General features: G+C 63.7%; 24 protein-coding genes and 1 tRNA gene. 14 read left to right on the top strand and 11 right to left on the bottom strand.

The features are described 5' to 3' along the window. Positions 1–88 precede the first annotated feature (88 nt). The 6 genes from Q0139_RS04180 to Q0139_RS04155 form a co-directional block, all read right to left on the bottom strand. Positions 89–880: a thioesterase family protein gene (locus Q0139_RS04180; RefSeq protein ID WP_298017892.1), complete on the bottom strand. Its 792-nt coding sequence runs from the start codon at positions 878–880 to the stop codon at positions 89–91. A gap of 102 nt (positions 881–982) precedes the next feature. Continuing rightward, complete coding sequence (locus tag Q0139_RS04175; protein ID WP_298017887.1) at positions 983–1,939, bottom strand: aldo/keto reductase; 957 nt, start codon at positions 1,937–1,939, stop codon at positions 983–985. Between the two features lie 115 nt (positions 1,940–2,054). Beyond that, on the bottom strand, positions 2,055–2,849 hold the full coding sequence (locus Q0139_RS04170; protein ID WP_298017880.1) for an SDR family NAD(P)-dependent oxidoreductase: 795 nt from the start codon (positions 2,847–2,849) through the stop codon (positions 2,055–2,057). Next, a complete protein-coding gene (locus Q0139_RS04165; RefSeq protein ID WP_298017877.1) occupies positions 2,849–3,652 on the bottom strand; it encodes an SDR family NAD(P)-dependent oxidoreductase in 804 nt (267 codons plus the stop codon). Before Q0139_RS04165 ends, Q0139_RS04170 begins: the two co-directional genes overlap by 1 nt. Before the next feature lie 115 nt (positions 3,653–3,767). After that, on the bottom strand, positions 3,768–4,532 hold the full coding sequence (locus tag Q0139_RS04160; protein ID WP_298017868.1) for an SDR family NAD(P)-dependent oxidoreductase: 765 nt from the start codon (positions 4,530–4,532) through the stop codon (positions 3,768–3,770). Positions 4,533–4,613: 81 nt separating this feature from the next. Continuing rightward, positions 4,614–5,678, bottom strand: a complete 1,065-nt coding sequence (locus Q0139_RS04155; protein WP_298017861.1) for a phosphotransferase family protein — start codon at positions 5,676–5,678, stop codon at positions 4,614–4,616. A 143-nt stretch (positions 5,679–5,821) separates the two neighbouring features. Between Q0139_RS04155 and Q0139_RS04150 the strand changes: the two genes are divergently transcribed. Next, a complete protein-coding gene (locus Q0139_RS04150; RefSeq protein ID WP_298017857.1) occupies positions 5,822–6,691 on the top strand; it encodes a L,D-transpeptidase family protein in 870 nt (289 codons plus the stop codon). Positions 6,692–7,033: 342 nt separating this feature from the next. Continuing rightward, entirely contained in the window at positions 7,034–7,963 is a 930-nt protein-coding gene (locus Q0139_RS04145) for a LysR family transcriptional regulator (RefSeq protein ID WP_298017854.1), read from the top strand. Between the two features lie 6 nt (positions 7,964–7,969). On the opposite strand, the gene Q0139_RS04140 is transcribed toward Q0139_RS04145, so the two are convergent. Together Q0139_RS04140 and Q0139_RS04135 are read right to left on the bottom strand one after the other, a co-directional pair. Then, complete coding sequence (locus Q0139_RS04140; protein ID WP_298017851.1) at positions 7,970–9,682, bottom strand: caspase family protein; 1,713 nt, start codon at positions 9,680–9,682, stop codon at positions 7,970–7,972. A gap of 157 nt (positions 9,683–9,839) precedes the next feature. Then, positions 9,840–9,916, bottom strand: a tRNA-Pro gene (locus tag Q0139_RS04135). Between the two features lie 133 nt (positions 9,917–10,049). On the opposite strand from Q0139_RS04135, the gene Q0139_RS04130 reads away from it, so the two are divergent. Next, on the top strand, positions 10,050–10,877 hold the full coding sequence (locus Q0139_RS04130; RefSeq protein WP_298017846.1) for an alpha/beta hydrolase: 828 nt from the start codon (positions 10,050–10,052) through the stop codon (positions 10,875–10,877). Positions 10,878–11,054: 177 nt separating this feature from the next. Here Q0139_RS04130 and Q0139_RS04125 read toward each other — a convergent pair whose 3' ends face one another. Further along, positions 11,055–12,800 carry an amidohydrolase family protein gene (locus Q0139_RS04125; RefSeq protein WP_298017839.1) on the bottom strand — a complete coding sequence of 582 codons (1,746 nt, stop codon included), beginning with the start codon at positions 12,798–12,800 and terminating at the stop codon, positions 11,055–11,057. 112 nt (positions 12,801–12,912) lie between these two features. Beyond that, positions 12,913–14,223 (bottom strand): FAD-dependent oxidoreductase, encoded by a 1,311-nt coding sequence (locus tag Q0139_RS04120; RefSeq protein WP_298017836.1) that lies wholly within the window; start codon positions 14,221–14,223, stop codon positions 12,913–12,915. 242 nt (positions 14,224–14,465) lie between these two features. On the opposite strand from Q0139_RS04120, the gene Q0139_RS04115 reads away from it, so the two are divergent. The 3 genes from Q0139_RS04115 to Q0139_RS04105 are packed head-to-tail and all read left to right on the top strand — an operon-like array spanning position 14,466 to position 16,446. Then, a complete protein-coding gene (locus Q0139_RS04115; RefSeq protein ID WP_298017833.1) occupies positions 14,466–15,002 on the top strand; it encodes a hypothetical protein in 537 nt (178 codons plus the stop codon). A 3-nt stretch (positions 15,003–15,005) separates the two neighbouring features. Continuing rightward, a complete protein-coding gene (locus Q0139_RS04110) occupies positions 15,006–15,701 on the top strand; it encodes a hypothetical protein (protein WP_298017830.1) in 696 nt (231 codons plus the stop codon). A gap of 55 nt (positions 15,702–15,756) precedes the next feature. Further along, the gene (locus tag Q0139_RS04105) at positions 15,757–16,446 is read left to right on the top strand and encodes a hypothetical protein (RefSeq protein ID WP_298017827.1); all 690 of its coding nucleotides are present in this window, start codon (positions 15,757–15,759) and stop codon (positions 16,444–16,446) included. 61 nt (positions 16,447–16,507) lie between these two features. Here the strand turns inward: Q0139_RS04105 and Q0139_RS04100 are convergent, their stop codons facing one another. Next, positions 16,508–17,422, bottom strand: a complete 915-nt coding sequence (locus Q0139_RS04100; RefSeq protein ID WP_298017825.1) for a LysR family transcriptional regulator — start codon at positions 17,420–17,422, stop codon at positions 16,508–16,510. Between the two features lie 173 nt (positions 17,423–17,595). Here Q0139_RS04100 and Q0139_RS04095 point away from each other — a divergent pair, with 173 nt between their 5' ends. The 8 genes from Q0139_RS04095 to Q0139_RS04060 form a co-directional block, all read left to right on the top strand. Further along, a complete protein-coding gene (locus Q0139_RS04095) occupies positions 17,596–17,925 on the top strand; it encodes a nuclear transport factor 2 family protein (protein WP_298017823.1) in 330 nt (109 codons plus the stop codon). Continuing rightward, a complete protein-coding gene (locus Q0139_RS04090) occupies positions 17,922–18,758 on the top strand; it encodes an SDR family oxidoreductase (protein WP_298017821.1) in 837 nt (278 codons plus the stop codon). The genes Q0139_RS04095 and Q0139_RS04090 overlap by 4 nt, the downstream gene beginning before the upstream one ends. A gap of 13 nt (positions 18,759–18,771) precedes the next feature. Beyond that, positions 18,772–19,608, top strand: a complete 837-nt coding sequence (locus tag Q0139_RS04085; protein ID WP_298017818.1) for an alpha/beta hydrolase — start codon at positions 18,772–18,774, stop codon at positions 19,606–19,608. Between the two features lie 193 nt (positions 19,609–19,801). Then, complete coding sequence (locus tag Q0139_RS04080) at positions 19,802–20,698, top strand: SDR family oxidoreductase (RefSeq protein ID WP_298017815.1); 897 nt, start codon at positions 19,802–19,804, stop codon at positions 20,696–20,698. Between the two features lie 57 nt (positions 20,699–20,755). Then, positions 20,756–22,579, top strand: coding sequence for a translation elongation factor 4 (gene lepA, locus Q0139_RS04075; protein ID WP_298017813.1), 1,824 nt, complete (start codon positions 20,756–20,758; stop codon positions 22,577–22,579). Between the two features lie 463 nt (positions 22,580–23,042). Further along, complete coding sequence (gene hisB, locus Q0139_RS04070) at positions 23,043–23,633, top strand: imidazoleglycerol-phosphate dehydratase HisB (RefSeq protein WP_298017895.1); 591 nt, start codon at positions 23,043–23,045, stop codon at positions 23,631–23,633. Beyond that, on the top strand, positions 23,633–24,256 hold the full coding sequence (gene hisH, locus Q0139_RS04065) for an imidazole glycerol phosphate synthase subunit HisH (RefSeq protein WP_298017810.1): 624 nt from the start codon (positions 23,633–23,635) through the stop codon (positions 24,254–24,256). Before hisB ends, hisH begins: the two co-directional genes overlap by 1 nt. Continuing rightward, positions 24,253–24,647: HisA/HisF-related TIM barrel protein (locus tag Q0139_RS04060; RefSeq protein WP_298017807.1), on the top strand; the 395-nt coding region annotated here is incomplete at its 3' end. The genes hisH and Q0139_RS04060, both read left to right, overlap by 4 nt.

Here is a 24,647-nt window from a genome sequence, read left to right as displayed (position 1 = left end):
GGGGCGCCCGCCTCAAAGCGCGCCGCAAGAGGACAGCCCCCTCCGTCAGCCCTTCGGGCTGCCACCTCCCCGTGCCGGGGAGGAATTTCTACAGGAACAGCGCCACGCCCTGCATGCCGGTGAGCACCTGTTCGCCGCGCGTGTTCCAGACGCTCATCACCTGGCTCGACGCGCCGTGCCGGGCATAGTCGGAGCGGGAGCGGAGCAGCCACCAGCCGTCATCGGTCTCGGGCGTCGTCGTCAGCACATTGGCGATCCATGTGATCGAACTGATCGGGCCGAACCCTTCGACGAGCTTCATCGCGGCGGGCGGGAGCGCATCGCCGATCAGCATCAGCTCGACCATCGGATCGAGGCCGTCGCGTTCGGCAACCCGGATCCAGCGCAGATAATCGGCCGGGCCCTGATTGGGATTGCCCTTGATATCGGCGAACTCGAAATGCTGGAGGAAGGACAGCGCCTGGCCGCGCGACGTCGCCTTGCCGATATCGGGCGGCGGAACGTCCGGATAATCGTGGCTGACATGATCGATCGAGGATTCGCGCTCGCCCATGCAGACGAAGGTCGTCCGCAGCCCCATCGGCCATTCGCCGTCCTTCTCGAAGGAGATATCGGAGCCGATGAAGCTCGCCGTCCGCCCGCGCCGGATAGGATCGACGGCGATGCGAATATCGCCGGCGATCGGCCCGACGAATGCCACCTGCGCCGATCGCAGCGGCGGCAGGTCCGGCATCGCCTTCTGCGCCGCCGCCAGCGCGAGTCCCGCGCTCAGTCCGCCATAGGCCGTCCGCCCCTGAAGCCATTCGGGCGGGACGTGCCCGGCGTACCCACCTTCGATTTCGCTGAGGTCTGCGACGAGGTCGTTGAAATTCTTCGTCATCGGCTGATTTTTCCCCGTTCACCCTGAGCCTGTCGAAGGGTTGTCTTTTACTGTCTTTGAAAGGAAAGCAGCCCTTCGACAAGCTCAGGGCAAACGGTAATTCTAGCGCTCGGGCCTTGGTATCCCCGCCGCAATCTCTTCAGCCTTGGCAAAGAGCGCGGGGTCGATCGACGCATCGACCGAAGCGCAATTGTCCTCGAGCTGTTCGGGCTTGCTCGCGCCGACGATCGCGGAGGCGACATTCGGCTCGCGCAGCACCCAGGCGAGCGCGAACTGCGCCATCGAAACGCCTGCCTCTTCGGCCAGCGGCTTCATCGCATCGACGGCGCGGATCACTTCGGGCCGGATCAAATTGGCGATGAATCCGCCCATTTCCTCGCTCGCGGCGCGGCTGTCTTCGGGGGGCGGCGCATCGGCCTCGTACTTGCCCGTCAGCACGCCCTGCGCGAGCGGCGACCAGACGATCTGCGAGATTCCGTTATCCGCGCAGATCGGGATCACCTCCTTTTCCGGGCGCCGCCAGAGCAACGAATATTGCGGTTGGCTCGACACGAACTTCGCGACCTCGGGCACCATCGCGAGCGCGTCGCGGATGTTCTGCGGCGACCATTCGGAAAAGCCGATATAGCGGACCTTACCCGATTTCACGGCAGCCGTGAGCGCCGCCATCGTCTCTTCGAGCGGCGTGTCGGGGTCGTAGCGATGGCACTGGTAGAGATCGACATAATCGGTCTGGAGGCGTGCGAGAGAGTCGTCGAGCTGCTTTTCGATCTGCGCGCGCGACAGTCCCTTATTGCCGCCGCCCATATCGCCGAACACCTTGGTCGCGAGCACATAGCTGTCGCGCGCATGCCCCTTCAGCGCCTCACCCAGCACCGTTTCGGAGGCGCCGCGGCCATAGACATTTGCCGTGTCGAAGAAGTTGATGTCGAGATCGAACGCCTTTTCGACGATCGCGATGGCGGTGTCTTTCTCGATCCCGACGCCCGTCGTCAGCCAGGTGCCGAGCGAGATTTCGGAAACGGTGAGATCGCTCGATCCGAGCTTGCGGTATTTCATTTTCAACCTCCGTTCGGGCTGAGCTTGTCGAAGCCCTGTCCCTTTCTCTTGGTATCAGGCTGCAATAGAAAGCAGTCCTTCGACAGGCTCAGGACAAACGGCCTTCTTGCAACATTCAAATCTCGAACCCCGGGCGGCGCGACATCCTGAGATCCAGATGCGCGCCTGCGTCGAGCAGCAACGTCTCCCCCGTCACCAGCCTGCTCGCATCGTCGAGAAACATCACAATGCCGTCAGCGACATCTTCTGCCTGCCCGGCATGGGCGAGCGGGACTTTCGTCGCGATGCTCTCGTTGAGCGCCTTCAAGCCCTCTTCACCGAGCCGGTCGGCGAACCAGCCGGTGCCGACATAGCCGGGGCAGACTGCGTTGATCCGGATCTCCGGCGCCAGCGCGCGCGCGAGCGATTTGGTCATCGTGATCATCGCGCCTTTCGAGGCCGCATAGGCGACCGACGATCCGATGCCGTGCGTCCCGGCGATCGAGGCGACGTTCACCACGCTGCCCGACCCGGCCTGCTTCATCGCCGGGGCGACGGCGCGGATCATCTCATAGGCCGCGACGACGTTGAGACGGTAGATGGAGAGGAAATCGTCCGCTTCCAGCGCGTCCAGATCCTCGTGATTGGCGAATTTGGTCGTGCCCGCATTGTTCACGAGCAGGTCGATCCGCCCCCAGTGATTGAGCGTTCCCTCGGCCAGCTTGCCCGCCTGCCCCTGCGACAGATCGGCATGGATGGCAATGGCGTTGTCGCCGATCTCGCTGGCAATCGCTTCGGCCTCGTCCTTGCTCGACGAATAGTTGACGGCGACCTTCGCGCCGCGCCTGGCGAGCTTGCGGACCGTCGCCTCGCCGATGCCGCGGCTGCCACCGGTGACGATGGCGACCTTGCCTTCGAAGAAATCCGCCATCAGACCGCCGCCTGCTTCGGCAGCTGGCGCGTCACCGGGTGCGAACTCGAAAGCCCGCCATCGACGGCGATCGCCTGCCCGTTGAGATAGCTCGCATCGTCGGATGCGAGGAACGTCACCACGGCGGCGAGTTCCTCCGGCTGCCCGGCGCGCTTCATCGGGTTCAACTGCCCGACCTTGTCCATCTTCCCGGCTTCGCGTGCATAATCGAACACGCGCTGGGTCATCCCCGTTTCGATCAGCCCGGGGCAGACCGCGTTCACGCGTACGCCCGATCCCGTCATCTGCTGCGCGGCCGTCTGGACGAGGTTGATGACGCCCGCCTTGGACGCCGAATAGCTCGACGGACCGGCGCCCGAGCGGATGCCCGCCACCGAGGCGGTGCAGATGATCGCGCCGCCGCCGCGCTTCTCGATCTCGGGCGCAGCATATTTGATCATCAGGAACGGCCCGATCAGATTGACCCGCAGCACTTCGGCCCAGCTTTCGGCGTCGCTGTCGAACAGCCCGCCCTGCAGCCCGCCGGTGATTCCGGCATTGGCATAGGCGATGTCGAGCCCGCCAAATTCGGCGACCGCCTTTTCAACGAGCGTCTTCACATCGGATTCGCTGCCCGCGTCCATCTCGATGCCGATCGCCGTACCGCCATCGGCCGTGATCGCCTCGACCGTCTCGTGCACACTCGCCGCCTTGTCGGCGCACAGCACCTTCCCGCCCTCGGCCGCGAACCGCTTCGCCGATGCCCGGCCGATGCCCGAACCCGCGCCGGTGACGATGATCGACTTGCCTTCGAACCTGTTCATTTCCTTACTCCGTTTGCCCTGAGCCTGTCGAAGGCCTGTTTTTTTTCTTTTCACCGTTTCGAGGAAGAAGGGCAGGGCTTCGACAAGCTCAGCCCAAACGGCTTTTAGTGATCCCTCAACACGTGGCCCCGCCGTCGACGACGATCGTCTGTCCGGTCGTGAACCGGCCCGCCGGCGAGGCGAGATAGACGGCAGCGCCGGCAAGCTCGTCAGGCTCGCCGATCCGGCCGAGCGCCATGCCGCGCGCCGCCATTTTTTCGCGCTCGGGATCTTCCCACAGCGCCTTGGCGAAATCGGTCCGCACCAGCCCCGGCGCGACACAGTTCACACGCACATTGTCACCGCCGAATTCGCGCGCGAGGTTGCGCGCCAGCTGCATATCGGCCGCCTTCGAAATGCTATAGGCGCCGAGGACCTCCGACCCGCGAAGCCCTCCGATCGAGGAAATGAGGATGATCGACCCGTCCTTGCGTTCGCGCATTTCGGGCGCGACCATCTGTATGAGCCAGTTGTTGGCGATGATGTTGTTTTCCAGGATCTTGCGGAACTGCTCGTCCTCGATCCCGCTCATCGGCCCGTAATAGGGGTTGGACGCGGCGTTGCAGACAACGATGTCGATCTTGCCGAACGCCTTGCGCGTCTCGTCGACGAGATTCTGGAGATCGTCCTTCGAGGAGATATTGGCCGGCACCGCGATCGCCGTACCCTCCCCATGCGCGTCGTCGATCGCGGCGGCGACCTCGTCGCACGGACCCGCCTTGCGACTCGAAATCACGACCTTGGCCCCCTGCACCGCCATCTCCTCGGCAATCGCCTTGCCGATACCGCGCGACGAACCGGTGATGACCGCCACCTTGCCGGTCAAATCGAATTGCGACATGCTTGAAATACTCCTGTGCTTCTGCGTTGTTCTGTTCTTGCGCCCGGTCGTTTCGTGCCGGGCGATTTGGTTGCTGTCGCGCTAGGCGGTCGCCCCCGCCTTCCGCGCAAATTCCCAGGCCGCCTGCGCCAGTTCGGGCACGCGCTTCGAACGTTCCTCGGCCTCGGTCGAAGACGCCGTCCCGTCGAGCCAGCGCTTCTTGATCCCCTGCAGGATGCCGACCAGCCGGAAAAGATTATAGGAAAAATACCAGTCGAGCTCGGGCAGCGAATCGCGCTCGGTCAGCTCGCAATAATAGGCCACCGCCTCTTCGAGCGTCGGAATCCCCGTCCCGGCCAGATCGCGGTCGCCGAGCGCCGAACCACCCTCGCCGTGCATGACCCAGTTCTGCGCCAGATAGGCGAAATCGGCGAGCGGATCGCCGATCGTCGACAGCTCCCAGTCGAGCACCGCGACCACTTCGGGCCGGTCGGGCGCGAAGATCATGTTGTCGAGCCGATAGTCGCCATGGATCACGCTGGTACGCGTCTGTTCGGGCACGGTGCGCGGCAGCCATTCGATCAGCTTCTCGACCTCCGGAATCGTCTCGGTCTCGGCCATCCGGTAGAGCTTGGTCCAGGTATGGACCTGGCGCTCGAAATAATTGCCGGGCTTGCCATGCCCTTCGAGCCCGATTTCCTTGTAATCGAGATTGTGGAGCCGGGCGAGCGTGCCGATCATCGCCCGGTAGGTCGATGTCCGGTCGGCGGGTTCGAGATCGGGCAGCATCCCGTCCCAAAGCACGCGGCCGTCGACAAGGCCCATGACGTAGAAGGCGGCGCCGACGACGCTGTCGTCCTCGCACAGCGCATAGGGCCGGGCGACGGGAAAACCGACCGGATAGAGCGCATCGATCGCCCTGAATTCGCGCTCCACCTGATGCGCCGAGGGCAGCAATTTGCCGAAGGGCTTGCGCCGCAGAACATAGAGCCGCCCCGCCTCGTCCTCGATCCGGTAGGTCGGGTTGGACTGGCCATGGGCGAATTTCGAATAGGCGGCGAGCCCGGCAAACCCCTCGACATGCTCGCGCATCCATGCGTCGAGCCTGTCCTCGTCCATCCGGTCCTTCTCGGCCACGCCTTCCGCGTGGATCGCCTTTTCCGCCATCCTCGTCTCACCTTCCGTTTGCGTCAGGCGTAACGCGATGGGACGGGCGAGTCGAGTGGCGACGGCGCTTCCACGGCGATCCGGTGGCGCGGCGCGATCAAGAATCGATTCACCATGTTTTTCCGGCTATGCTGCCGATCGTCATGCGGCGTTTCACGCGATTCCCCGGCCTGTCCGCCGTCCTTGCACGCGCGGTGCTGCTTCTTGCCGCTTTCGGCCTCGCCGCGCCGGTTGCCGCGCAATGGCTGCGCCCCGACCAGGTCGTGATCTCGACCGAGAGTTACGGCGCCATCCACCCCTATCGCGCCGCGCTCGAAGCCGCCTATTCGACCGAGACCGACCCGGGACGCCTCGCCGTCCTGCGCAACAATCTGGACCGCTGGCGCGACCTGCCCGCCGCGCTCGGCCGCCGGCATGTGATGGTGAATATCGTCGCGCAGGAGGTGGTGCTGTGGGAGGACAATGCCGTCGTCGGACGCTGGCCCGTCATCGTCGGCCGCCGCCAGACGCCGACCGAGATCTTCAGCACCGAAATCACCGGCGTGAACCTCAACCCCTGGTGGTATATCCCGCAGAGCATCGTGCGCGAAAGCATCGGGGCGCTCGTCCGCAACAGCCCGGCAGAGGCGCGGCGACGCGGCTATGTCGTATCGAACGGCAGCTATCGCCAGCGTCCGGGGCCGAACAATGCGCTGGGGCGGATGAAGCTCGTCATGCCCAACGACCACGCCATCTACCTCCACGACACGCCGTCGCAGCATTTGTTCGGCGAGGACCGGCGCACGTTCAGCCATGGCTGCATCCGCGTCGAGGATGCGCTCGGCTTCGCGGCGACCTTGCTGGGAACGACGCGCGCCGCGATCGAGGCGCAGGTGGCAAGCGGTGAAACGCGGACGCTATCGCTGGCGGAGCCGCTTCCGGTGCACATCGTCTATTTCACGGCGGTGCCGCAGGCGGACGGATCGATCCGCTATTTCGACGATTTTTACGGGCGGGACGCAACGGCGGACTGACGTTCCGGCATCGGCAGAGCTCAAAAAAGCACCCCCGCCAACCGGAATTGGCGAGGGTGCTAGGGGGAGTGCAGCGAGGGGAGTTTCGGCTGTGCGCGTCTCGCGCTGCGCATCGCGGCTATGCCAGCATCGCGATTGGAGCGAGCGAGAGCGAGGCGATGCTGGCGACGAGGGCACCGAGGAAAGCGGAAGGAACGAACTTGGTCATGATGTATCTCCATTCGGGTCTTTGACATTTGGGTGATGGGCTATTCCATCGCCTCGACCCCGAGATACGCGCCCGCCCTATCCCGCGCTAACACTGTTGTTGCGGATGTGTTATGCAAAAACGCATAGCCTCGAATGGCCGGAGATTCCGCGATGCTGGACTGGAACGACCTGCGCTATTTTCTCGCCGTCGCGCGGACGGGGAGCACGCTTGCCGCGTCGAAAGAGCTCAGGGTGAGCCAGTCGACCGTGTCGCGCCGCGTCACCGCGCTCGAGGAGGAGATCGGGGTCAAGCTCTTCGCGCGCAAGCCGAATGGCTATGACCTCACACCGCGTGGAGAATCGGTGCTGCCCACCGCGGAAAGCGTCGAGGCGGCAATCCTTGGCTTTACCGACGGCATCGAAGCGGAGTCGCGCAGGCTGGCCGGAACGGTGCGGCTGACGACGGTGGAATCGGCGGCCAATGCCTGGGTCATTCCCGCGGTCGGCCTGTTGCGGGCCCGCCATCCCGATATCCGGGTCGAGATCATCACATCGGACCAGTATCTCGATCTTGCCCGCGGCGAAGCCGATGTCGCGATCCGCTTCGGCCCGCAGCCGGGACAGGACAGCCTCGTCATCCGGCATCTGGTCGACATGCTGGAGAGTTTCTACGCCAGCGAGGCGATTGTTGCGGAGCTCGGGATGCCCGACGGTCTGGCGCATTTGTCGCGCTATCCCATCGTCGCCTCCACCAACGACAATAGCGGCATCAATCGCTGGCTGAAGGACAATGTGCCCGATGCGGAAATCGTCCAGCGGGCGAATTCGATGTCGAGCATCATCGCCAGCGTCCGCTCCGGCCTCGGCGCATCGATCCTGCCGTGCATGATGGGGGACGACATTCCCGGGCTGGTCCGGCTGACGGACCCGATCGAGGAACTGACCACGCCGGGCTGGATGGCGACGACCGACGAGGCACGGCGCCAGCCGCATATTCGCGCCGTCATCGATTTTGTCGTCGAACAGATCCAGCTTTCGCTCGCGCGCCGCCCGCCCCATCTTTCGATCGTGCAGGCCGCGTAACGCCTGTCAATCGGCGAGGATCGCCTGCATCCGCGCGTCGAGCACCGGCGAGATGTCGAAGCTCTCGGCCGCCATTCGTGCCCAATATTCCGCACTCTCCTCATTCGCTTCCACGCCGTCACCTTCGGCATAGCGCATCGCGACGATCGCCCTCGGCACCGTGTAGCCGGCGCGCGAGGCGGCGAGGCAATGGTCGAAGCTCCGTTCGACCGGGAAGCCGGCAAAGGAGAGTTCGCACAGCCAGTTATGGCCTTCGTCGTTGCCGGCCTCGGCCAGCGCCGAAAGCGCCGCGATATGCCCGGCAACGTCCTCGCGCCGCAGCGAGAGCGCATAATGCGCCCAGGCATGGCCGCGCTCGGCCGCCGCTCTGTAGAGCCGTGTCGCTTCGGCCTCGTCCTGCATCGCATATTGCGGATCGAACATCATCGCGCCGAGATGCGACATCGCCTTGGCATAGCCCTGGTCCGCCGCAGCCCGGACGAGTTCGACGGCCCGGCTGCGCTCATCCGGCTCGCCGTAACGCGTCAGGAAATAGCCGAGTTCGAGCTGCCCCGCCGGATGCCCGCTCGCCGCCGCCCGCTCCAGCCAATGCCTTGCCTGTTCATGATCCTCGGGCAGACCGGCGCCATAGCCGTACATATAGCCGGCGAGATATTGCGCGACCGGATCGCCGCCCTCGGCCATCGCAAGGATCTGTTCGGCGCGATAGCGTTCGAGCACGCGGACGATCAGAATATTCTCGTCGAGCGTGCTCATCATTTCGAGCGGGATATCGAGCGAGGCGGGCGTCTCGCTGCTCCGCGTCGGGCCGAGGCGCAGGCGAGCGGAGGCTCCTCCCGGCAATACCGCCACCGGGGCGAAATCCTGCATGCTGGCGGGCACGAAATAGAAGGGGCGCGACCAGCTGCCGGTGAAGACGGGCTGCTGCTTGGGCGAGTAGATTTCGGTGGCGCGCAACACCGCGTCGCGCACCGCGCCGAAGACATAGGGCACGTCGAGCCCGGGATAGCTGATCGCCTGCCCCACCGCCGTCGCGAACGGGCTGAGCGGCGAATCCTCGGGCGCCGCGTCATAGGCGACGTCGCCCATCGAGGTCGCATAGAAAACGACCGATTGCGGCGCCTCGATCGCGCCGAAGAGCGGCGCGGGATTGCCCTCGACATAGCTCGACCGCGCGACGACCGGCCCCGGCGACCGGCAGGCATCGAGGAAATAGACATTGAAGCCGTCCGCGCTCGCCGCCCCGGTGATCTCCGCCATGCTGACGAAATGCATCGCGAGGTCGTTCTGCGAAACGCTCTGCGGCGCGTCGATGGGGACAATGTAATTCTGGTCGGCAAACTGGAAGCCGTGGCCGCTATAATAGACGACGGCGACGGCCGCCTCCTCCGCGAGCCCGCCGAACCGTTCGAGCGCGGCGAGCAGATCTTCCTGCGTTCCGTTCTGCACCGTGACCGTCTCGAACCGCGCCTCCCCGCGCGCCGGGTCTTCGAGCAGCCGCGCGATATAGGCGGCATCGTTGGCGGCGTTCGGAAGGTCCGACCAATTCGAACCATCGGGATAGTCAGAGTTTCCGATGATCAGCGCGACGCGGCGGCCGTCCACCGGATCGCCGCCGATGCCGGGCGGGCGGTCGATCGGCTGCGCGGCAATACCGTCCGGGCCGAACGTGAATGACAGTGCAATGATGAAGATCAGGTGATCGATCCAGCGCCGCATGATGATTCCTCCCTCTGGCCGGGGAAGAGTAATGCGGGCTTCGTGTCGCGGCAATCGGTATGCGGTGGTGTACTTGAGTCGCCGCGGTACCACCTCGCTATCGCTCGGCGAGTTATCGCGGAAATCGTCCCCCGGACGACTTCGGATTCGCGAAAACTGGTCGGGGAGAGAGGATTCGAACCTCCGGCCCCTGCCTCCCGAAGACAGTGCTCTACCTGGCTGAGCTACTCCCCGACCCGGTGCGTCCGGGCCCGCATCGCGGGCCGGTCCGGAGGCAGACGCGGCTCTTTAGCGATGCGGGCGCGTGCTTACAACCATGAATGCATGGCAGTGGTGGCGGCCACGGTTAACCGGCGCGTAACCGGGCTTGGCGAGATTCGGGCAAGGGGCGTCCGGGCATTATGCCGTGATGCGCGGGATCGGTGCCCTTCTTCTCGACCGTCTGAACGGTGCGCTGCACGGCCTGGCCGGTGCGGCGATGATTCTCGTCTTCGCCGGCGTCACCGCCGGTGCGGGCCATGCCGCCGACCGCTATGTCACCGTCACCACCACGACCGTCGAGACGATCGAATATTGGGATGACGGCTCGGGCCCGGTCGATGACTTCGATGACGACTGGGGCGACGGCTGGGTCACCGAGACCGTCTATTACGAGGGCGGCGCAGCGCAGGCGAGCGACGCCATCGCCAGCTACGGCCCGTTCAACGTCATCTCCGCCGACCGGGTCGAACTCGTCGGCGACACCGACAGCTATTCGCCCGGCGAATTCCGCCGCCTGCTCGCCGATTTCCCGAACATCCGCCGGATCGACATCGTCGAATGCGGCGGCACCGTCGACGACAACGCCAATCTCCAGCTCGCCCGGATGATCCGCCGCGCCGGGATCGCCACCCACCTGCCCGCGCGCGGATCGGCGCGGTCGGGCGGGGTCGAGCTATTCCTCGCGGGCGTGAGCCGCACCGCCGAGCCGGGCGCCGAATTGATCGTCCATAGCTGGCGCGACAATTTCGGCCGAGAGGCGGGCGACTATGCCGCAAGCGACGCCGTCCACCGCCCCTATCTCGATTTTTACCGCGAAGTCGGCATGGCGCCGGAGCGGGCGCGAGCCTTCTATGCGCTGACCAACAGCGTGCCGAACTCAAGCCAGCGGCAGCTGACGCTGACCGAACTGGCGAGCTTCGGACTGCTGAATTGATGCGGAAACCTTCTCCCACCGGGAGAAGGATAGGGAGACTTGCGAGCGCAGCGAGCTAGTCGAACTTGGATGAGGGGTTCCGCGCTATCGACAGGTGCGATCCCCTCAACCAACTCGTTCTAGGCTCGTTCCTCGCCAAGACCTCGATATCCCTCTCCCGATGGGAGAGGGTTTGGATCACTCCGCCGCTTCGAGCATCTCCACCTGCTGCGGGCCGCGGATTAAGCCGCCGGGAACCGCCCCCGTCATCTCGCCCTGCTTGAAGGTCACCTTGCCCGACTTGATCGTGTAATCGTAGCCGGTGGCCTTTTGCAGCAGCCGCTTGCCGCCCGCCGGCAGGTCGAAGGCGAGCCAGGGCTTGTCGAGTTTCAGATTCTCCAGATCGATCACATTGACGTCCGCCAGATAGCCGGGCGCGAGGACGCCGCGATCGTTGAGGCCGTAGAGCCGCGCCGTATCGTGGCATTGCCGCTTGATCGCGTTTTCGAGGGCAATCGTTCCCCGCTTCCGGTCGCGCACCCAATGTTCGAGCATGAAGGTCGGCGAAGCGGCATCGCAGATCGTGCCGCAATGGGCGCCGCCGTCGCTCAACGAATTCACCGTGTCGTCGCGGTGCTGGAGCGGGTGCAGGAAATCGAGATTGCCGTCGGCATAGTTGAGGATCGGGAAATAGATGAAGCCCCTGCCCTCGTCGCGCATCAGCAGCTCATAGGCATATTCGTCGCCCGGCTTGCCCGCCGCCTCGGCGCGCGCGGCGACGCTTTCCTCGGCGGTCGGCTCGTAGTTGAAGCCGTCCATCATCTCATATTGCGCCGCCCAGCCTTGCGTCACGACCATGATCAGCGGCAGCAGGTCCGGATTGACCTCACTGTAGTCCGATTCCTCGGCAATCATCCGCGCCTTGAAATCCTCGTCCTTGAGCTTTGCCAGCTTCTCGTCCCAGGGCAACTCGGCGATCTCGCGCCAGGCCGGCTTGAACAGGAAGGGATGCACTGTCCCCTGCCAGGCCATGACGATGCCGTTGCCGCGCAGCGCGATTTGGGCGACGATGTTGGCACCCTTCGCATTCTCCTCGGCGGTCGCGGCGATCTGTTCGTCAAGCGTCATTTCCTTGGCGATCGATTGCAGCGCGGCGAAGGTGCAAGGGAGGCCGGTCTCGCGGCTGAGGTCCCCCATCCAGCCGAACTCGTCCCAGTCCTTCTTCATGTCGGACGCCATTTCGAACACGCCATAGCCGACCCGGCCCATCGCCCGGCCGATCGCGATCAGCTCTTCCTTGGTCGCGGTGGTGCCGGGGACGAGCTCGCCCTCGACATCGCGGTGGAGGATCGTGCGGCTGGTCGAAAAGCCGAGCGCGCCGGCGCGCACGCCGTCCTCGACGATCGCCGACATCTTCTCGATATCCTCGTCGGTCGGCACGGCTCCGGGCTTCTCCCGGTCGCCCAGCACATAGGCGCGGACCGCGCCATGCGGCACATGCGTCGCGACATCGACGGTGCGCGGCAGTTCTTCGAGCGCGTCGAGATATTCGGGGAAGCTCTCCCAATTCCACTTCATCCCCTCGGCAAGCGCGGTGCCGGGAATGTCCTCGACACCCTCCATCAGGCCGATCAGCCACTCATGCTGGTCCTTGCGCGCGGGCGCGAAGCCGACGCCGCAATTGCCCATGACGACGGTGGTGACGCCATGCCAGCTCGATGGCGCCATCTCCTGATCCCAGGTCGCCTGCCCGTCATAATGGGTGTGGACGTCGACAAAGCCGGGGGTGACGATCCGGCCGGTCGCATCGATTTCCTCGCGCCCCTCGCCCTCGACCGTGCCGACCTGAGAAATCAGATCGCCGTCGATCGCGATGTCGCCGGTAAAGGGTTCGCCGCCCAGACCATCGACAATCGTGCCGCCGCGAATGACCAGATCATGCATGGGTATCTCCTCTCATAGCGGGCCCGTTTGCCGAGTCCCTTTACGTGCACGTTAACATGTCCGCAAAGCGCACGAAAGCGCGATGGCTCGTTCCAGCGCTATAGAGAGTGATTTAAGCGCCCCGCGCCGCGATCATATCCTCGATGACGACGAATTTTTCGCGCGGGGATCCTTCTCGGGCGTTGCCGATTTCGGCTTGCTCGATCTTTTGCCAGTCACGGAAGCTGACGACATCCACGCCCCGCGCTTCAAGCAGCGCGTCGAGACCGACCCGGCCCTTGCGGCCCTGCCCTTCGCCGATATCCTCCGCGATCAGGTCGACGACCGCATAGCCGTCCGGGCGGTTCGTTCCGATCGTGCCGGTCGGCCCGCGCTTGGCCCAGCCGACGCAATAGAGGTGCGGCATGATCCGCCCGTCCTCATTGGCGAAGCGGCCGCGGCCATGTTCATAGGGCACGCCATCGATCGGCGGCGTCTGGTAGCCGATACAGGTGACGACCATCGAGGCGGGGATGGTGTAGGTCTCGCCGGTGCCGCGGCTGCGCATGTCGGCATCGAGTTCGGTGCGTTCGACGACCACGCCCTCGACCTTGCCATCGCCCACGATCCGGACGGGCGATGCGAAGAAATCGAAATCGATCTCGATACATTTGTCGGCGCGGTGCGATTCCGGGATGGCGGCGAATTCGCGCAGCAGCGTCACCGACTTTCGCATCCCCGGTTCGAGCAGCGCATCGGCTTCCTCTTCCGGCAGATCCGCCGGATCGACGCGCGGACAGGCGCGTTCGAGCCGCCCGAGTTCACCAAGCTCCTTGGGTGTCATCGCGATCTGGTGCGGCCCGCGCCGACCGAGCAGCGTGACCCTTTCCGTCGCCGCTGTTTCCAGCGCGTCATAGGCATGGCGGACGATGTCGGACTCGCCCAGTTCGTCGAGCGTCTTGGCAAGGATGCGCGCCACGTCGAGCGCCACATTGCCATTGCCGACAACCACGACATCGGTGCCGTCGAGCACGGGATCGATCCCGGCGAAATCGGGATGGCCGTTATACCAGCCGACGAACGCGGCGCTGCCGAAGACGCCGGGCAAATCCGCCCCGTCTATGTCGAGCGTGCGATCGTGCGGCGCGCCCGTCGCAAGCACCACCGCGTCGTACAGGCCGAGCAGCTCCTCGATCGAAACATGCTCGCCGACGCTGACATTGCCGACGAAACGGACGTTATCGCTGAGCGCCACCTTTTCGTAGCGGCGCGAGACCGCCTTGATCGACTGGTGATCGGGTGCGACGCCGAAGCGGATCAGGCCATAGGGCACGGGCAGCCGGTCGATGATGTCGATGGCAACATCCGCGCCGAACAGCTTTTGCGCGGCTTCGGCGGTGTAATAGCCGGCGGGCCCCGATCCGATGATGGCGATCTGGCGCATTCAGGCGGCTCCTCTCCCTCTCTCGCCGGCCACTGCTAACGCGGTTTCGCCGCGACGCAAGCCGCACCATCCACCGCATCGCGTTCGCAATTACCTGTGGTTTCGGTCACATAAGGTACAGGCTCCGTGTTGTAGCCGGGATGCAACAGGGCTACACAGAGCATGGATAGCCGGGTCGCGAACGCATTGAATTTGGGCGGGCATTGCCGTAAAAAATGCCTGCAAACCGGGAGAATGCCGTCATGTTTTCGAAGTTTGGAAGCGGCGCCGTTATTGCCGCTACCGCCATTTCCATGGTCGCGGTCACACAGGCATCCGCCATGCAGTTCGGCGGGATTTTCGGCCGCAGTTCCAACTCGTCGGAACGTGCGTCGGAGTGCGACACGGTTGGCGAATCCGCCGGTCGTTCCATCATCGGCGGCGTCCTGGGCGGCGCTGCGCGGAGCCTCGGCATCCCGACCTTCGTACCGGTGGAGATGTTCTCCGACACGCTGGCGACCGAAATCGCCTGCCGCCTCGATCCCGAGGAGCAGGAGAAGGCCGCCGAAGCGAATATGGCTGCGACGCGATCGGGCGAAGTCGGCACGACGGTGCAGTGGGAAAGCGAGACGCGCGAGGATGTGCGCGGTTCGTCCACCGTGCTGGCGCGCAACGAGGAAGCCGACGGCACGACCTGTATGGACGTGAACGACGTCATCATCGTCGGCGGCGAGGAAACGACCGTGACCCAGCGCATGTGCCGCGGCCCCGGCGAATCGCGGTTCACGCGGGCGGCATAAGCAATGCCCCGTTTGCGTAATCTCGTCGCGACCGTCGCCATGGTCTGCGCTACCGGCGCGCAGGCGCTCCAGATGGATCCGCAGAACCCGACCTGCCCGGCCGAACCGAGCTGGTCGACCAACCGGACGATGGAACTGACGCCGGTCGAACGCGGCGGGCAGAAGATCCTGCTCGCCGAAGGCCGCGTCGACCAGGGCTTGCCCGGGCGTCTGCAAGAGGCGCTCGAGGAAAATCCGGACGTCACCGAAATCTGGTTCAGTTCTCCAGGCGGCGATGCGTTGTCGGGTAACGATGCCGGCCGGCTTCTGCGCTCGTCATTCCCGGGCATCATCACGCGTATCCCCGAAGGCTGGACCTGCTTCAGTGCCTGCAACTTCGTCTTCATGGGCGGACAGCTGCGGATCATCGAACCGGGCGGCACCTTCATGGTCCACATGTTCACGCATAGCGGCAACCGGGCGGTGCGCGAGAGCCTTGCCAGCGGCGGCGACGAGGCGCGCGAAACGATCGGCGCGATCGAACAGTCTAGCGCGCAGCTCGCGACCGAGGACAACGACTTTCTGATCCGCATGGGCGTGTCGCGCCGGTTGCTGACGCAGGTCATGTACGAGACCGCGGCGGTCGGCGACGGCGAGGTCCGCCGCTGCCTGAGCCAAGACGAAGCCTATGAGTATAACGTCGCCAATGTGCGCGAATAGAAAGTAGCGAGATCCTCTCGCCGACGGGTCGCAAAACGGGAGCGGGAACGAGATCATGAAAAGATTGCGACCCATATTTGCGGTGCTGGCATTGTGCTGTGCGAGTGCGGTTGGGGCGGCGGAAGCGCAGCCCTCCGGATCGACCTGTCCGGCGGAACCGAATTGGTCCGACAACGAGGTGATGGAGCTGACCACCGCCCGGCGCGGCGGGCGGAGGGTGCTGCTTGCCGAGGGATGGGTCGACCAGCAATTCCCCGCCCGGCTGCAGACGATGCTCGACCGGCATACCGATATTGAAGAGATCTGGCTCCGATCGCCCGGCGGCGATGCGATGGCCGGCAATGAGGCGGGGCTGATGCTGCGTACCATGTACTCTGGCATCACGACGCGCATTCCGGCCGGATGGACCTGCGCCGGGGCGTGCAATTTCGTGTTCCTGGGCGGGTCGGTACGCCATGTTGATCCGGACGGCGTCTTCATGGTGCGGATGTTCACCTTTTCCGGCGACGAGGCTCTGCGCGAAGGCGTCACCCAAGGCGGCGGTAGTGCCGCCCGCGCGTCGGGCGAAGTAGAGGGATCGGCAAGGCAGCAGGCGACCGCCGATGTCGACTTCATGATCCGCACGGGCATTTCGACCGACCTGCTCGATATCATGTACCAGTCCGGCAATCTCGAAGAAGGCGCGAGCCGCTGCCTGACGCGGGAAGAACTGCGCGATTTCAACGTGGCTGAGATACGCGACTAAGCGCACTTGTTCGCGGGCTGAATTACCGCGAGTGGGTGGAGAGGGAGCGTAGCCAGCTCGACTAGCCAGCAGGCACTGCATCGGAGGCCGCGAATGCGCGGGCGAGGTTGATGAATGCCGCAAATGCAGCCGGCGGGTTTCGGCGGCTTGGATAGTATAGGCACAATGGTTCGAGCGGCGGCGTCCAATCGCCGAGTACTTGAACAAGGCGCCCGGCCGCGATGTCTTCGCGTACGTCCGGCTCCATGAAAAAGCCGATGCCGATTCCATCCAATGCCGCTATTCGGGCGAGACTGGCCTCGTCCAACGTGATCGGGCCATCGACGTCCAATTGGTGCAGTTCCCCGTCCTTTTCGAAATGCCATCGATACAAAACGCCGTTCGGCAGCCGGACGCGGATGCAGGAATGCTCCAACAGGTCCGGAGGCGTCAGGGGCTCGGGATGCTCATCGAAATAGGACGGCGCAGCCGCGACGGCAAACCGTCGGCCCTCGCCCAACGGCAAGGCGATCATGTCGCTGGGGACCAGGTCCCTCGTTCGAAGGCCGAGGTCGAAGCCTCCATCGACAATGTCGACGAGCCGTCCTTCGGTCACGAGATCGATGTGGACTTGCGGATAGCGTCGCACGAACTCCAAAACCAATGGTGAGAGAATCTCCCGTGCCCCCGTGGGAAAAGCGTTGATCCGAAGGACACCGGTTGGCTCGTCCTGCTGTGAGCGCACATCGCTTATTGCGTTATGGATCGTTCCAATCGCCGGTTCGATTTGGTCTACAAAAGCCTTTCCTGCGTCCGTGAGCGAGACGCTGCGTGTCGTGCGGTTGAAAAGACGAACCCCCAGCTTTTGCTCCAGCTTGCCGATCATGTTGCTGAGCGCGGACGTCGAAACACCCAGTTCAACGGCTGCCGCACGGAAGGTGCCACGCCGCGCGATGGCGAGAACCGCGTCCAGCTCGATCAACACATCCTGGGTCATTGTCCCGCCCTTCGAAATGCCACGTCCCGCTTTATCACGATTATCACAAGAGCGGCGCCGATCTAATTTGCCGATCAGCGACGGAATGGTCCGGGATCGGACTGGGTTCGGTTTCAGCCTGACCCCGATAAACGGCCGTTCCGCCGGACAACCGAATAGCGAGGATGAATGACATGACCATCGAACTCCCCGATATTATTGCCGATTATTTCGCTGCCGACAGCAAGAAAGGTGCCGGCGCAGTGGCGGCCTGCTTCGCCGATGATGCCGTCGTCCGTGACGAGGGGCATAGCTACAACGGGGTCGAAGCGATCCGGCAGTGGAAAGCCGATGCCTCGACCAAATATACGTATACGGTCGAGCCATTCGCGATCTCCCGCGAGGGCGACCGAACCGTCGTGACCAGCCATCTGGAAGGCGATTTCCCCGGCGGGACAGCGGATTTGCGATACTATTTCCGCCTCGAAGGCGGAAAGATCGCTGATCTGGAGATCGTCCAATGAACGCCCAGCCCATGCCGAACAGCCTGCAAGCGGCCACTTCGGAGATACGAGGCCCCGTCCCCTTCCTGTCTTTGGAAGGGAAGCGCGCGCTTGTCACATCGGGCACGCGCGGCGCGGGGGCGGCGACTGTCGAGCTTTTCCGCCAGCTGGGCGCAACGGTGCTCACCTCGGCGCGCACGAATCCCGGTATATTGCCGGACGACATGTTCGTTGCCGCCGATTTGACGACCGTAGAGGGGTGCAGGTCGTTGGCCAGTACCGTCAGTGAGCGTCTGGGCGACGTGGATATTGTCATCCATATGCTGGGCGGCTCCTCCGCTCCTGCGGGCGGCTTTGCCGCGCTGACCGACGAAACCTGGCGTCAGGAGCTCGATCTCAACCTGATGCCGGCCGTTCGCCTCGATCGGGAACTCGTCCCGGCGATGGTCGAACGCCGCCAGGGCGTCGTGGTCCATGTATCCTCGATCCAGCGCAGGTTTCCCCTGCCGGAATCCACGACCGGCTATGCGGCTGCCAAAGCGGCCCTAGCGACCTACAGCAAAAGCCTCTCGAAGGAAGTCGCGCCCCATGGCGTCCGCGTGGTCGGGATTTCACCCGGATGGATCGAAACCGAGGCGTCCGTCGAACTCGCGCAGCGACTTGCTGCGGAGCGTGGTGCCGATGTCGAGGAAGGAAAGCGGATGATCATGGCATCGCTCGGTGGGATTCCCATTGGCCGGCCTTCGACGCCCCAAGAAGTCGCAAGTCTGATCGCATTCGTCGTATCCGATCATGCTGGCAGCATCACGGGAACCGAGATAACGATCGACGGTGGAACCGTTCCGACAGTCTGAAGGGAGACAAATCATGCCTTTTGTGACGACCCAAGATGGTGTGGACATTTTCTACAAGGACTGGGGTCCCAAGGATGCACAACCAATTCATTTTCATCACGGCTGGCCTCTAAGCGCAGACGATTGGGACAATCAGATGCTCTTTTTCCTCCGACACGGATACCGGGTCATTGCGCATGACCGGCGCGGACACGGCCGTTCGGCCCAGGTCAGCGAAGGCCACGATATGGATCACTACGCTGCAGATGCCTCCGCCGTCGTCGAGCATCTGGACCTGAGAAATTCGACCCATATCGGCCATTCGACCGGTGGTGGTGAGGTGGCGCGCTATGTCGCCCAGTATGGCCAGCCTCAGGGACGAGTCGCCAAGGCGGTGCTCGTAAGTGCGGTTCCGCCGCTAATGATCCAGACGCCCGGCAACCCGGACGGAACCCCCAAAGAGGTGTTCGATGGATTCCGGGAGGCGCTGGCGGCCAATCGCGCGCAGTTCTTTCTCGACGTGCCGTCAGGCCCTTTTTACGGCTATAATCGCGATGATGCGGAGCCATCGGAAGGCGTGATCAGGAACTGGTGGCGCCAGGGAATGATGGGCAGTGCGAAGGCTCACTACGAAGGCATCAAGGCATTTTCCGAGACCGATCAGACAGACGACCTCAGGGCCATCACCGTGCCTACATTGGTGATGCATGGCGATGACGATCAGGTCGTTCCCTATGAGGCAGCCGCCCTCAAGCAGGACAATCTCCTACGGAACAGCGAATTGATCATTTACGAAGGCCTTTCTCACGGCATGCTGACCGTGAATGCCGATATCGTGAATGCCGATTTGCTCAAGTTCGTGACGGGTTGATTTGCCCATGGCGTGACTTTGCCAGAAGTGATTCAATGCCATAGCGCCAACGCCATTTTTGGGTCGATTTCAGACGTTGGCGACTCCCATGGGCTCGTGATGTTGGCTGCCACGATACCGCATTTCCCCTTTCCGTTTACGTCAATTGCCGCCATGCTGCGGGCAAAAGAACAGAGGCTGGGAAGGATTCGCCATGAAGGATTTTTCGGGAAAGATTGCCGTCGTCACCGGCGGCGGATCGGGGATCGGGCGCGCGCTGGTGCAGCAGCTCGTCGCCGAAGGCTGCTCGATCGCCATGTGCGATATCAGCGAAGACGATATGGCGGAAACGAAATCGCTCGCCGAGGCCGAGGCGACGCAGGGCGCCAAGGTGATCACATGCCGCGCCGATGTCGGCAAGGAGGAGGAGGTCAACGCGTTCCGCGATCATGTGCAGGCGGAAACCGGCGAGGATCATATCCACCTGCTCTTCAACAATGCCGGGATCGGCGGCGGCGGCAGCTTCGTCGCGGGGGAGCGCAGCCAGTGGGAGCGCACGTTCAACGTCTGCTGGTACGGCGTCTATTATAATTGCCGCGCCTTCCTGCCGATGCTCGTCAAGGCGAGCGAGGGGCACCTCGTCAATGTCAGCTCGGTCAACGGTTTCTGGGCCAGCATCGGGCCGGAGACGCCGCACACCGCCTATAGCGCGGCCAAGTTCGCGGTGAAGGGCTTTACCGAGGCGCTGCTGACCGACCTTCGCCTCAACGCGCCGCATGTGAAGGCGAGCGTCGTGATGCCCGGCCATATCGGCACGAATATCGCGCTCAACAGCTTCCGCGAACATGGCGAGAGCGCGCTCGATCCCGAGACCTCGCCCGAAGAAGCCCGCGCGAGAGGCGAATTCTTCCGCGATCACGGCCTTGCGCCAGCAGAAGCGGCAAAGATCATCCTCGACGGCGTGAAGGCGGAGACATGGCGCATCCTCGTCGGCCAGGACGCGCAGCTGCTCGACGCGGCGGTGCGGACCGACCCAGTCGCCGTCTACGCCCCCGAATTCGCCGCGACGATCTTTCCCAACATGGGGATCGAGGGCGACGCGCCGGAATAGTCTCCGCATTCATCGCGCGGCATTGCCGCTTTCGCCCACCATGCTAAACGCCGCGCGATGAACGACCTGTCCCACATCCGTAACTTCAGTATCATCGCGCATATCGACCATGGGAAGTCGACGCTTGCCGACCGGCTGATCCAACAGACGGGCGGGTTGACCGAGCGGGAGATGTCTGAGCAAGTCCTTGATAACATGGACATCGAGCGCGAACGCGGGATCACGATCAAGGCGCAGACGGTGCGCCTCTCCTACACCGCGAAAAACGGCGAGATCTATGAGCTGAACCTCATGGACACGCCCGGCCATGTCGACTTCGCCTATGAGGTCTCGCGCTCCCTCGCCGCGTGCGAGGGCGCGCTCCTCGTCGTCGACGCGGCGCAGGGCGTGGAAGCCCAGACCCTCGCCAATGTCTACCAGTCGATCGAGCACGACCACGAGATCGTCGCCGTCATCAACAAGATCGACCTCCCCGCCGCCGAACCCCAACGCGTCGCCGAGGAGATCGAGGAGGTCATCGGCATCCCCGCGCTCGGCGACTGGCATGAGGGCGGCGCCGTCCTCGCCAGCGCCAAGACCGGCGAGGGGATCGAGGACATCCTCGAAGCCATCGTCACCCGCGTCCCCGCCCCCAGCGGCGACCGCGCCGCGCCGCTGCGCGCGATGCTCGTCGACTCCTGGTACGACCCCTATCTCGGCGTCGTCATCCTCGTCCGCGTCATCGACGGGTTCATCAAAAAGGGCCTGCCGATCAAGTTCATGCAGGCCGGCACCACCCACCTCGTCGATCGCGTCGGCTGCATGCGCCCCAAGCGCACCGATCTCGACGAGCTCGGTCCCGGCGAAATCGGCTTCATCACCGCGCAGATCAAGGAAGTCGCGGACACCAATGTCGGCGACACGATCACGACGCAGAAGAACGGCGCCCCCGCCCCGCTCCCCGGCTACAAGGAAGTCCAGCCGGTGGTCTTCTGCGGCCTCTTCCCCGTCGACGCGGCCGATTTCGACAAGCTCCGCGAATCCATCGGCAAGCTCCGCCTCAACGATGCCAGCTTCAGCTTCGAGATGGAAACCTCCGCCGCGCTCGGCCAGGGCTTCCGCTGCGGCTTTCTGGGCCTATTGCACCTCGAGATCATCCAGGAACGGCTGACGCGCGAATACGACCTCGACCTCATCACCACGGCGCCGAGCGTCGTCTATAACATCGAAAAGACCGATGGCGAGACGATCGAGCTGCACAACCCGGCCGACATGCCCGAAGTGACGCAGATCAAGCGGATCGAGGAGCCGTGGATCAAGGCGACCGTCTACGTCCCCGACGATTATCTCGGGCCGATCCTGAAGCTCTGCCAGGATCGCCGCGGCATCCAGAAGCAGCTGACCTATGTCGGCGGCCGCGCGCAGATCGTTTACGAACTGCCATTGAACGAAGTGGTGTTCGATTTCTACGACCGGCTCAAATCGATCAGCCGCGGCTATGCGTCATTCGATTACGAGGCCATCGGCCATCGCGAGGGCGACCTGGTGAAGATGAACGTGCTGGTGAACGGCGACCCCGTCGACGCGCTGAGCATGATCGTGCACCGCGACGCCGCCGAAGCGCGCGGCCGCCATATGTGCGAGCGCCTGAAAGACCTGATCCCGCGCCACCTCTTCAAGATCCCGATCCAGGCCGCTATCGGCGGCAAGATCATCGCGCGCGAGACGATCGGCGCAATGCGCAAGGACGTGACCGCCAAATGCTATGGCGGCGATATCACGCGGAAGAAGAAGCTGCTCGAGAAGCAGAAAAAGGGCAAGGCGAAGATGCGGGAATATGGGAATGTGAGCATCCCGCAGGAGGCGTTTATTGCAGCGTTGAAGATGGGTGACGAAGGCTAATTCGGATCAAAGTGGTACTTTGATCCGGTGGAAGTGGATACGTTCTCCCAACTCCGTTTGCCCAGAGCTTGTCGAAGGGCTGTCCTGACCTTTTCACGTGTAGGAAGCAAAAGGCAGGGCTTCGACAAGTGATGTCTGCGGCTTCGCCGCAGGCCACATCGGCCCGGCCAAGGGCCGGGTGGCCGAGGCGAGCGTTACGGAGGGGGCGAGGAGCCGCGACATCAGCGATGTCCATGACGCGGCGGGGCAGGTGCTGACGCGCAGCGAGGCGGTGACCCCGACGGGCGGGGCGACCGCGACCGAGCAGCAGTTCTACTATTATTTCAACGGCAGGCGGGTGGCCTCGGTGGGCGCGCTCGACCATCAGGCGCTCAACTATGCCGACACCGCGGCCGGGTGGATCGACGGCGGTTTCAGCAGTTGGCCGTGTTGCCTGCACGCTTTGTTGGGCTATAGCGCGCGCATGCGCAGCGCCACGATCACGCGAACCACCGGCGAGACCGATATCGCCGTCACCGTCAATCTCGACGGCAGCGGGGAATATGCCGTGTCGACCGGCATCGGCTTTCTCGACCATATGATCGAGCAGTTGTCGCGCCATTCGCTGATCGATATCGATTGCAAGGTCGACGGCGATCTCCATGTCGACCAGCACCACACAACCGAGGACAGTGCGATCGCGATCGGCGAGGCGGTGGCGAAGGCGCTCGGCGACAAGGCGGGGATCCGCCGCTACGGCAGCGCCTATTCGCCGATGGATGAGACGTTGAGCCGTGTCGCTCTCGATATTTCGGGGCGGCCTTATCTGGTGTGGAACAGCGATTTCACGCAGGAGCGGTTGGGCGAGATGGACACCGAGCTGTTCAAGCACTGGTTCCACAGCTTTGCGGGATCGGCGGGGATCACCCTGCACGTCGAGACGCTGTATGGCGAGAACAACCATCATATCATCGAAAGCATCTTCAAGGGGCTGGCCCGCGCGCTGCGCGACGCCGTCGAGATCGACCCGCGCAAAGGCGGCGCGATCCCTTCGACCAAGGGGACGCTTGGCTGATGGCGGAGCGCATTGCGCTGATCGACTATGGCGCCGGCAATCTCCGTTCCGTGTACAATGCCCTGATGGCTGCGGGAGCGTATGCTGTCGAAGTGACCGCCGACCCGGACTATATCCGCAACGCCGACAGGGTCATTCTTCCCGGTGTGGGGGCTTTCGGAGCATGCATGGACGCATTGCTCGAAATTCCAGGAATGCCGGAATTGCTTGAAAATGTCGTTTTTTCGGACCGTCGACCGTTCCTTGGTATCTGCGTGGGAATGCAGTTGATGGCGGAATATGGCGATGAATTCGGACGGCACGATGGCCTGTCATGGGTGGCAGGAAGTATCGAGCCGATCCGGCCAAGGACGACCGACGTGAAAATCCCTCATATGGGCTGGAACGAAGTCACCCCGGTGAACGAAGATAGTTTGGTAGAGCGGGGAGAGGCCTATTTTCTCCACGGCTATGCCTATGTGGACAACCAAATCCCGAGCGCTGTACGTGCTGTTACGTGGCATGGCGGCGAAATCGTTGCGGCCATACAATCGGGCACCGCAATCGGCGTCCAGTTTCACCCGGAAAAGAGCCAACGATACGGCTTGGATTTTCTGTCCCGCTTTTTGAAATGGAAACCATGACCCTCATCGTTTTCCCCGCCATCGATCTGAAGGGCGGCGAGGTAGTGCGCCTTGCCGAGGGCGATATGGGGCGGGCGACCGTCTATGGCGACGATCCGGCGGCGCAGGCGATGTTGTTCGCAGAGGCCGGCGCCGAACACGTTCATGTCGTCGATCTTGACGGCGCCTTTGCGGGCGAAGCGAAGAATGCCGATGCCGTCGAGGCCATCGTCGAGCGTTTTCCCGGCCATGTGCAGCTTGGCGGCGGCATCCGCACGCGCGCGGCAATCGAGGGCTGGTTCGATCGCGGCGTGGCGCGGATCGTGATCGGCACCGCGGCGATGGAAGACCCCGATCTCGTCAAGGGCGCCGCGAAGGACTTCCCCGGCGGCATCGTCGTCGCCGTCGATGC

The sequence above is a fragment of the uncultured Parasphingopyxis sp. genome (assembly GCF_937129435.1).
GTDB lineage: Bacteria > Pseudomonadota > Alphaproteobacteria > Sphingomonadales > Sphingomonadaceae > Parasphingopyxis.
The sequence above is the reverse complement of the archived record's forward strand: the minus strand, read 5'-3'. Positions and strand labels throughout refer to the sequence as shown.

Bases quoted from the DNA above. Each gene is read 5' to 3' on its own strand.
- Q0139_RS04180 (WP_298017892.1), bottom strand. From the start codon at position 880: ATGACGAAGAATTTCAACGACCTCGTCGCAGACCTCAGCGAAATCGAA.
- Q0139_RS04175 (WP_298017887.1), bottom strand. From the start codon at position 1,939: ATGAAATACCGCAAGCTCGGATCGAGCGATCTCACCGTTTCCGAAATC.
- Q0139_RS04170 (WP_298017880.1), bottom strand. From the start codon at position 2,849: ATGGCGGATTTCTTCGAAGGCAAGGTCGCCATCGTCACCGGTGGCAGC.
- Q0139_RS04165 (WP_298017877.1), bottom strand. From the start codon at position 3,652: ATGAACAGGTTCGAAGGCAAGTCGATCATCGTCACCGGCGCGGGTTCG.
- Q0139_RS04160 (WP_298017868.1), bottom strand. From the start codon at position 4,532: ATGTCGCAATTCGATTTGACCGGCAAGGTGGCGGTCATCACCGGTTCG.
- Q0139_RS04155 (WP_298017861.1), bottom strand. From the start codon at position 5,678: ATGGCGGAAAAGGCGATCCACGCGGAAGGCGTGGCCGAGAAGGACCGG.
- Q0139_RS04150 (WP_298017857.1), top strand. From the start codon at position 5,822: ATGCGGCGTTTCACGCGATTCCCCGGCCTGTCCGCCGTCCTTGCACGC.
- Q0139_RS04145 (WP_298017854.1), top strand. From the start codon at position 7,034: ATGGCCGGAGATTCCGCGATGCTGGACTGGAACGACCTGCGCTATTTT.
- Q0139_RS04140 (WP_298017851.1), bottom strand. From the start codon at position 9,682: ATGCGGCGCTGGATCGATCACCTGATCTTCATCATTGCACTGTCATTC.
- Q0139_RS04125 (WP_298017839.1), bottom strand. From the start codon at position 12,800: ATGCATGATCTGGTCATTCGCGGCGGCACGATTGTCGATGGTCTGGGC.
- Q0139_RS04120 (WP_298017836.1), bottom strand. From the start codon at position 14,223: ATGCGCCAGATCGCCATCATCGGATCGGGGCCCGCCGGCTATTACACC.
- Q0139_RS04115 (WP_298017833.1), top strand. From the start codon at position 14,466: ATGTTTTCGAAGTTTGGAAGCGGCGCCGTTATTGCCGCTACCGCCATT.
- Q0139_RS04110 (WP_298017830.1), top strand. From the start codon at position 15,006: ATGCCCCGTTTGCGTAATCTCGTCGCGACCGTCGCCATGGTCTGCGCT.
- Q0139_RS04105 (WP_298017827.1), top strand. From the start codon at position 15,757: ATGAAAAGATTGCGACCCATATTTGCGGTGCTGGCATTGTGCTGTGCG.
- Q0139_RS04100 (WP_298017825.1), bottom strand. From the start codon at position 17,422: ATGACCCAGGATGTGTTGATCGAGCTGGACGCGGTTCTCGCCATCGCG.
- Q0139_RS04095 (WP_298017823.1), top strand. From the start codon at position 17,596: ATGACCATCGAACTCCCCGATATTATTGCCGATTATTTCGCTGCCGAC.
- Q0139_RS04090 (WP_298017821.1), top strand. From the start codon at position 17,922: ATGAACGCCCAGCCCATGCCGAACAGCCTGCAAGCGGCCACTTCGGAG.
- Q0139_RS04085 (WP_298017818.1), top strand. From the start codon at position 18,772: ATGCCTTTTGTGACGACCCAAGATGGTGTGGACATTTTCTACAAGGAC.
- Q0139_RS04080 (WP_298017815.1), top strand. From the start codon at position 19,802: ATGAAGGATTTTTCGGGAAAGATTGCCGTCGTCACCGGCGGCGGATCG.
- lepA (WP_298017813.1), top strand. From the start codon at position 20,756: ATGAACGACCTGTCCCACATCCGTAACTTCAGTATCATCGCGCATATC.
- hisB (WP_298017895.1), top strand. From the start codon at position 23,043: ATGCGCAGCGCCACGATCACGCGAACCACCGGCGAGACCGATATCGCC.
- hisH (WP_298017810.1), top strand. From the start codon at position 23,633: ATGGCGGAGCGCATTGCGCTGATCGACTATGGCGCCGGCAATCTCCGT.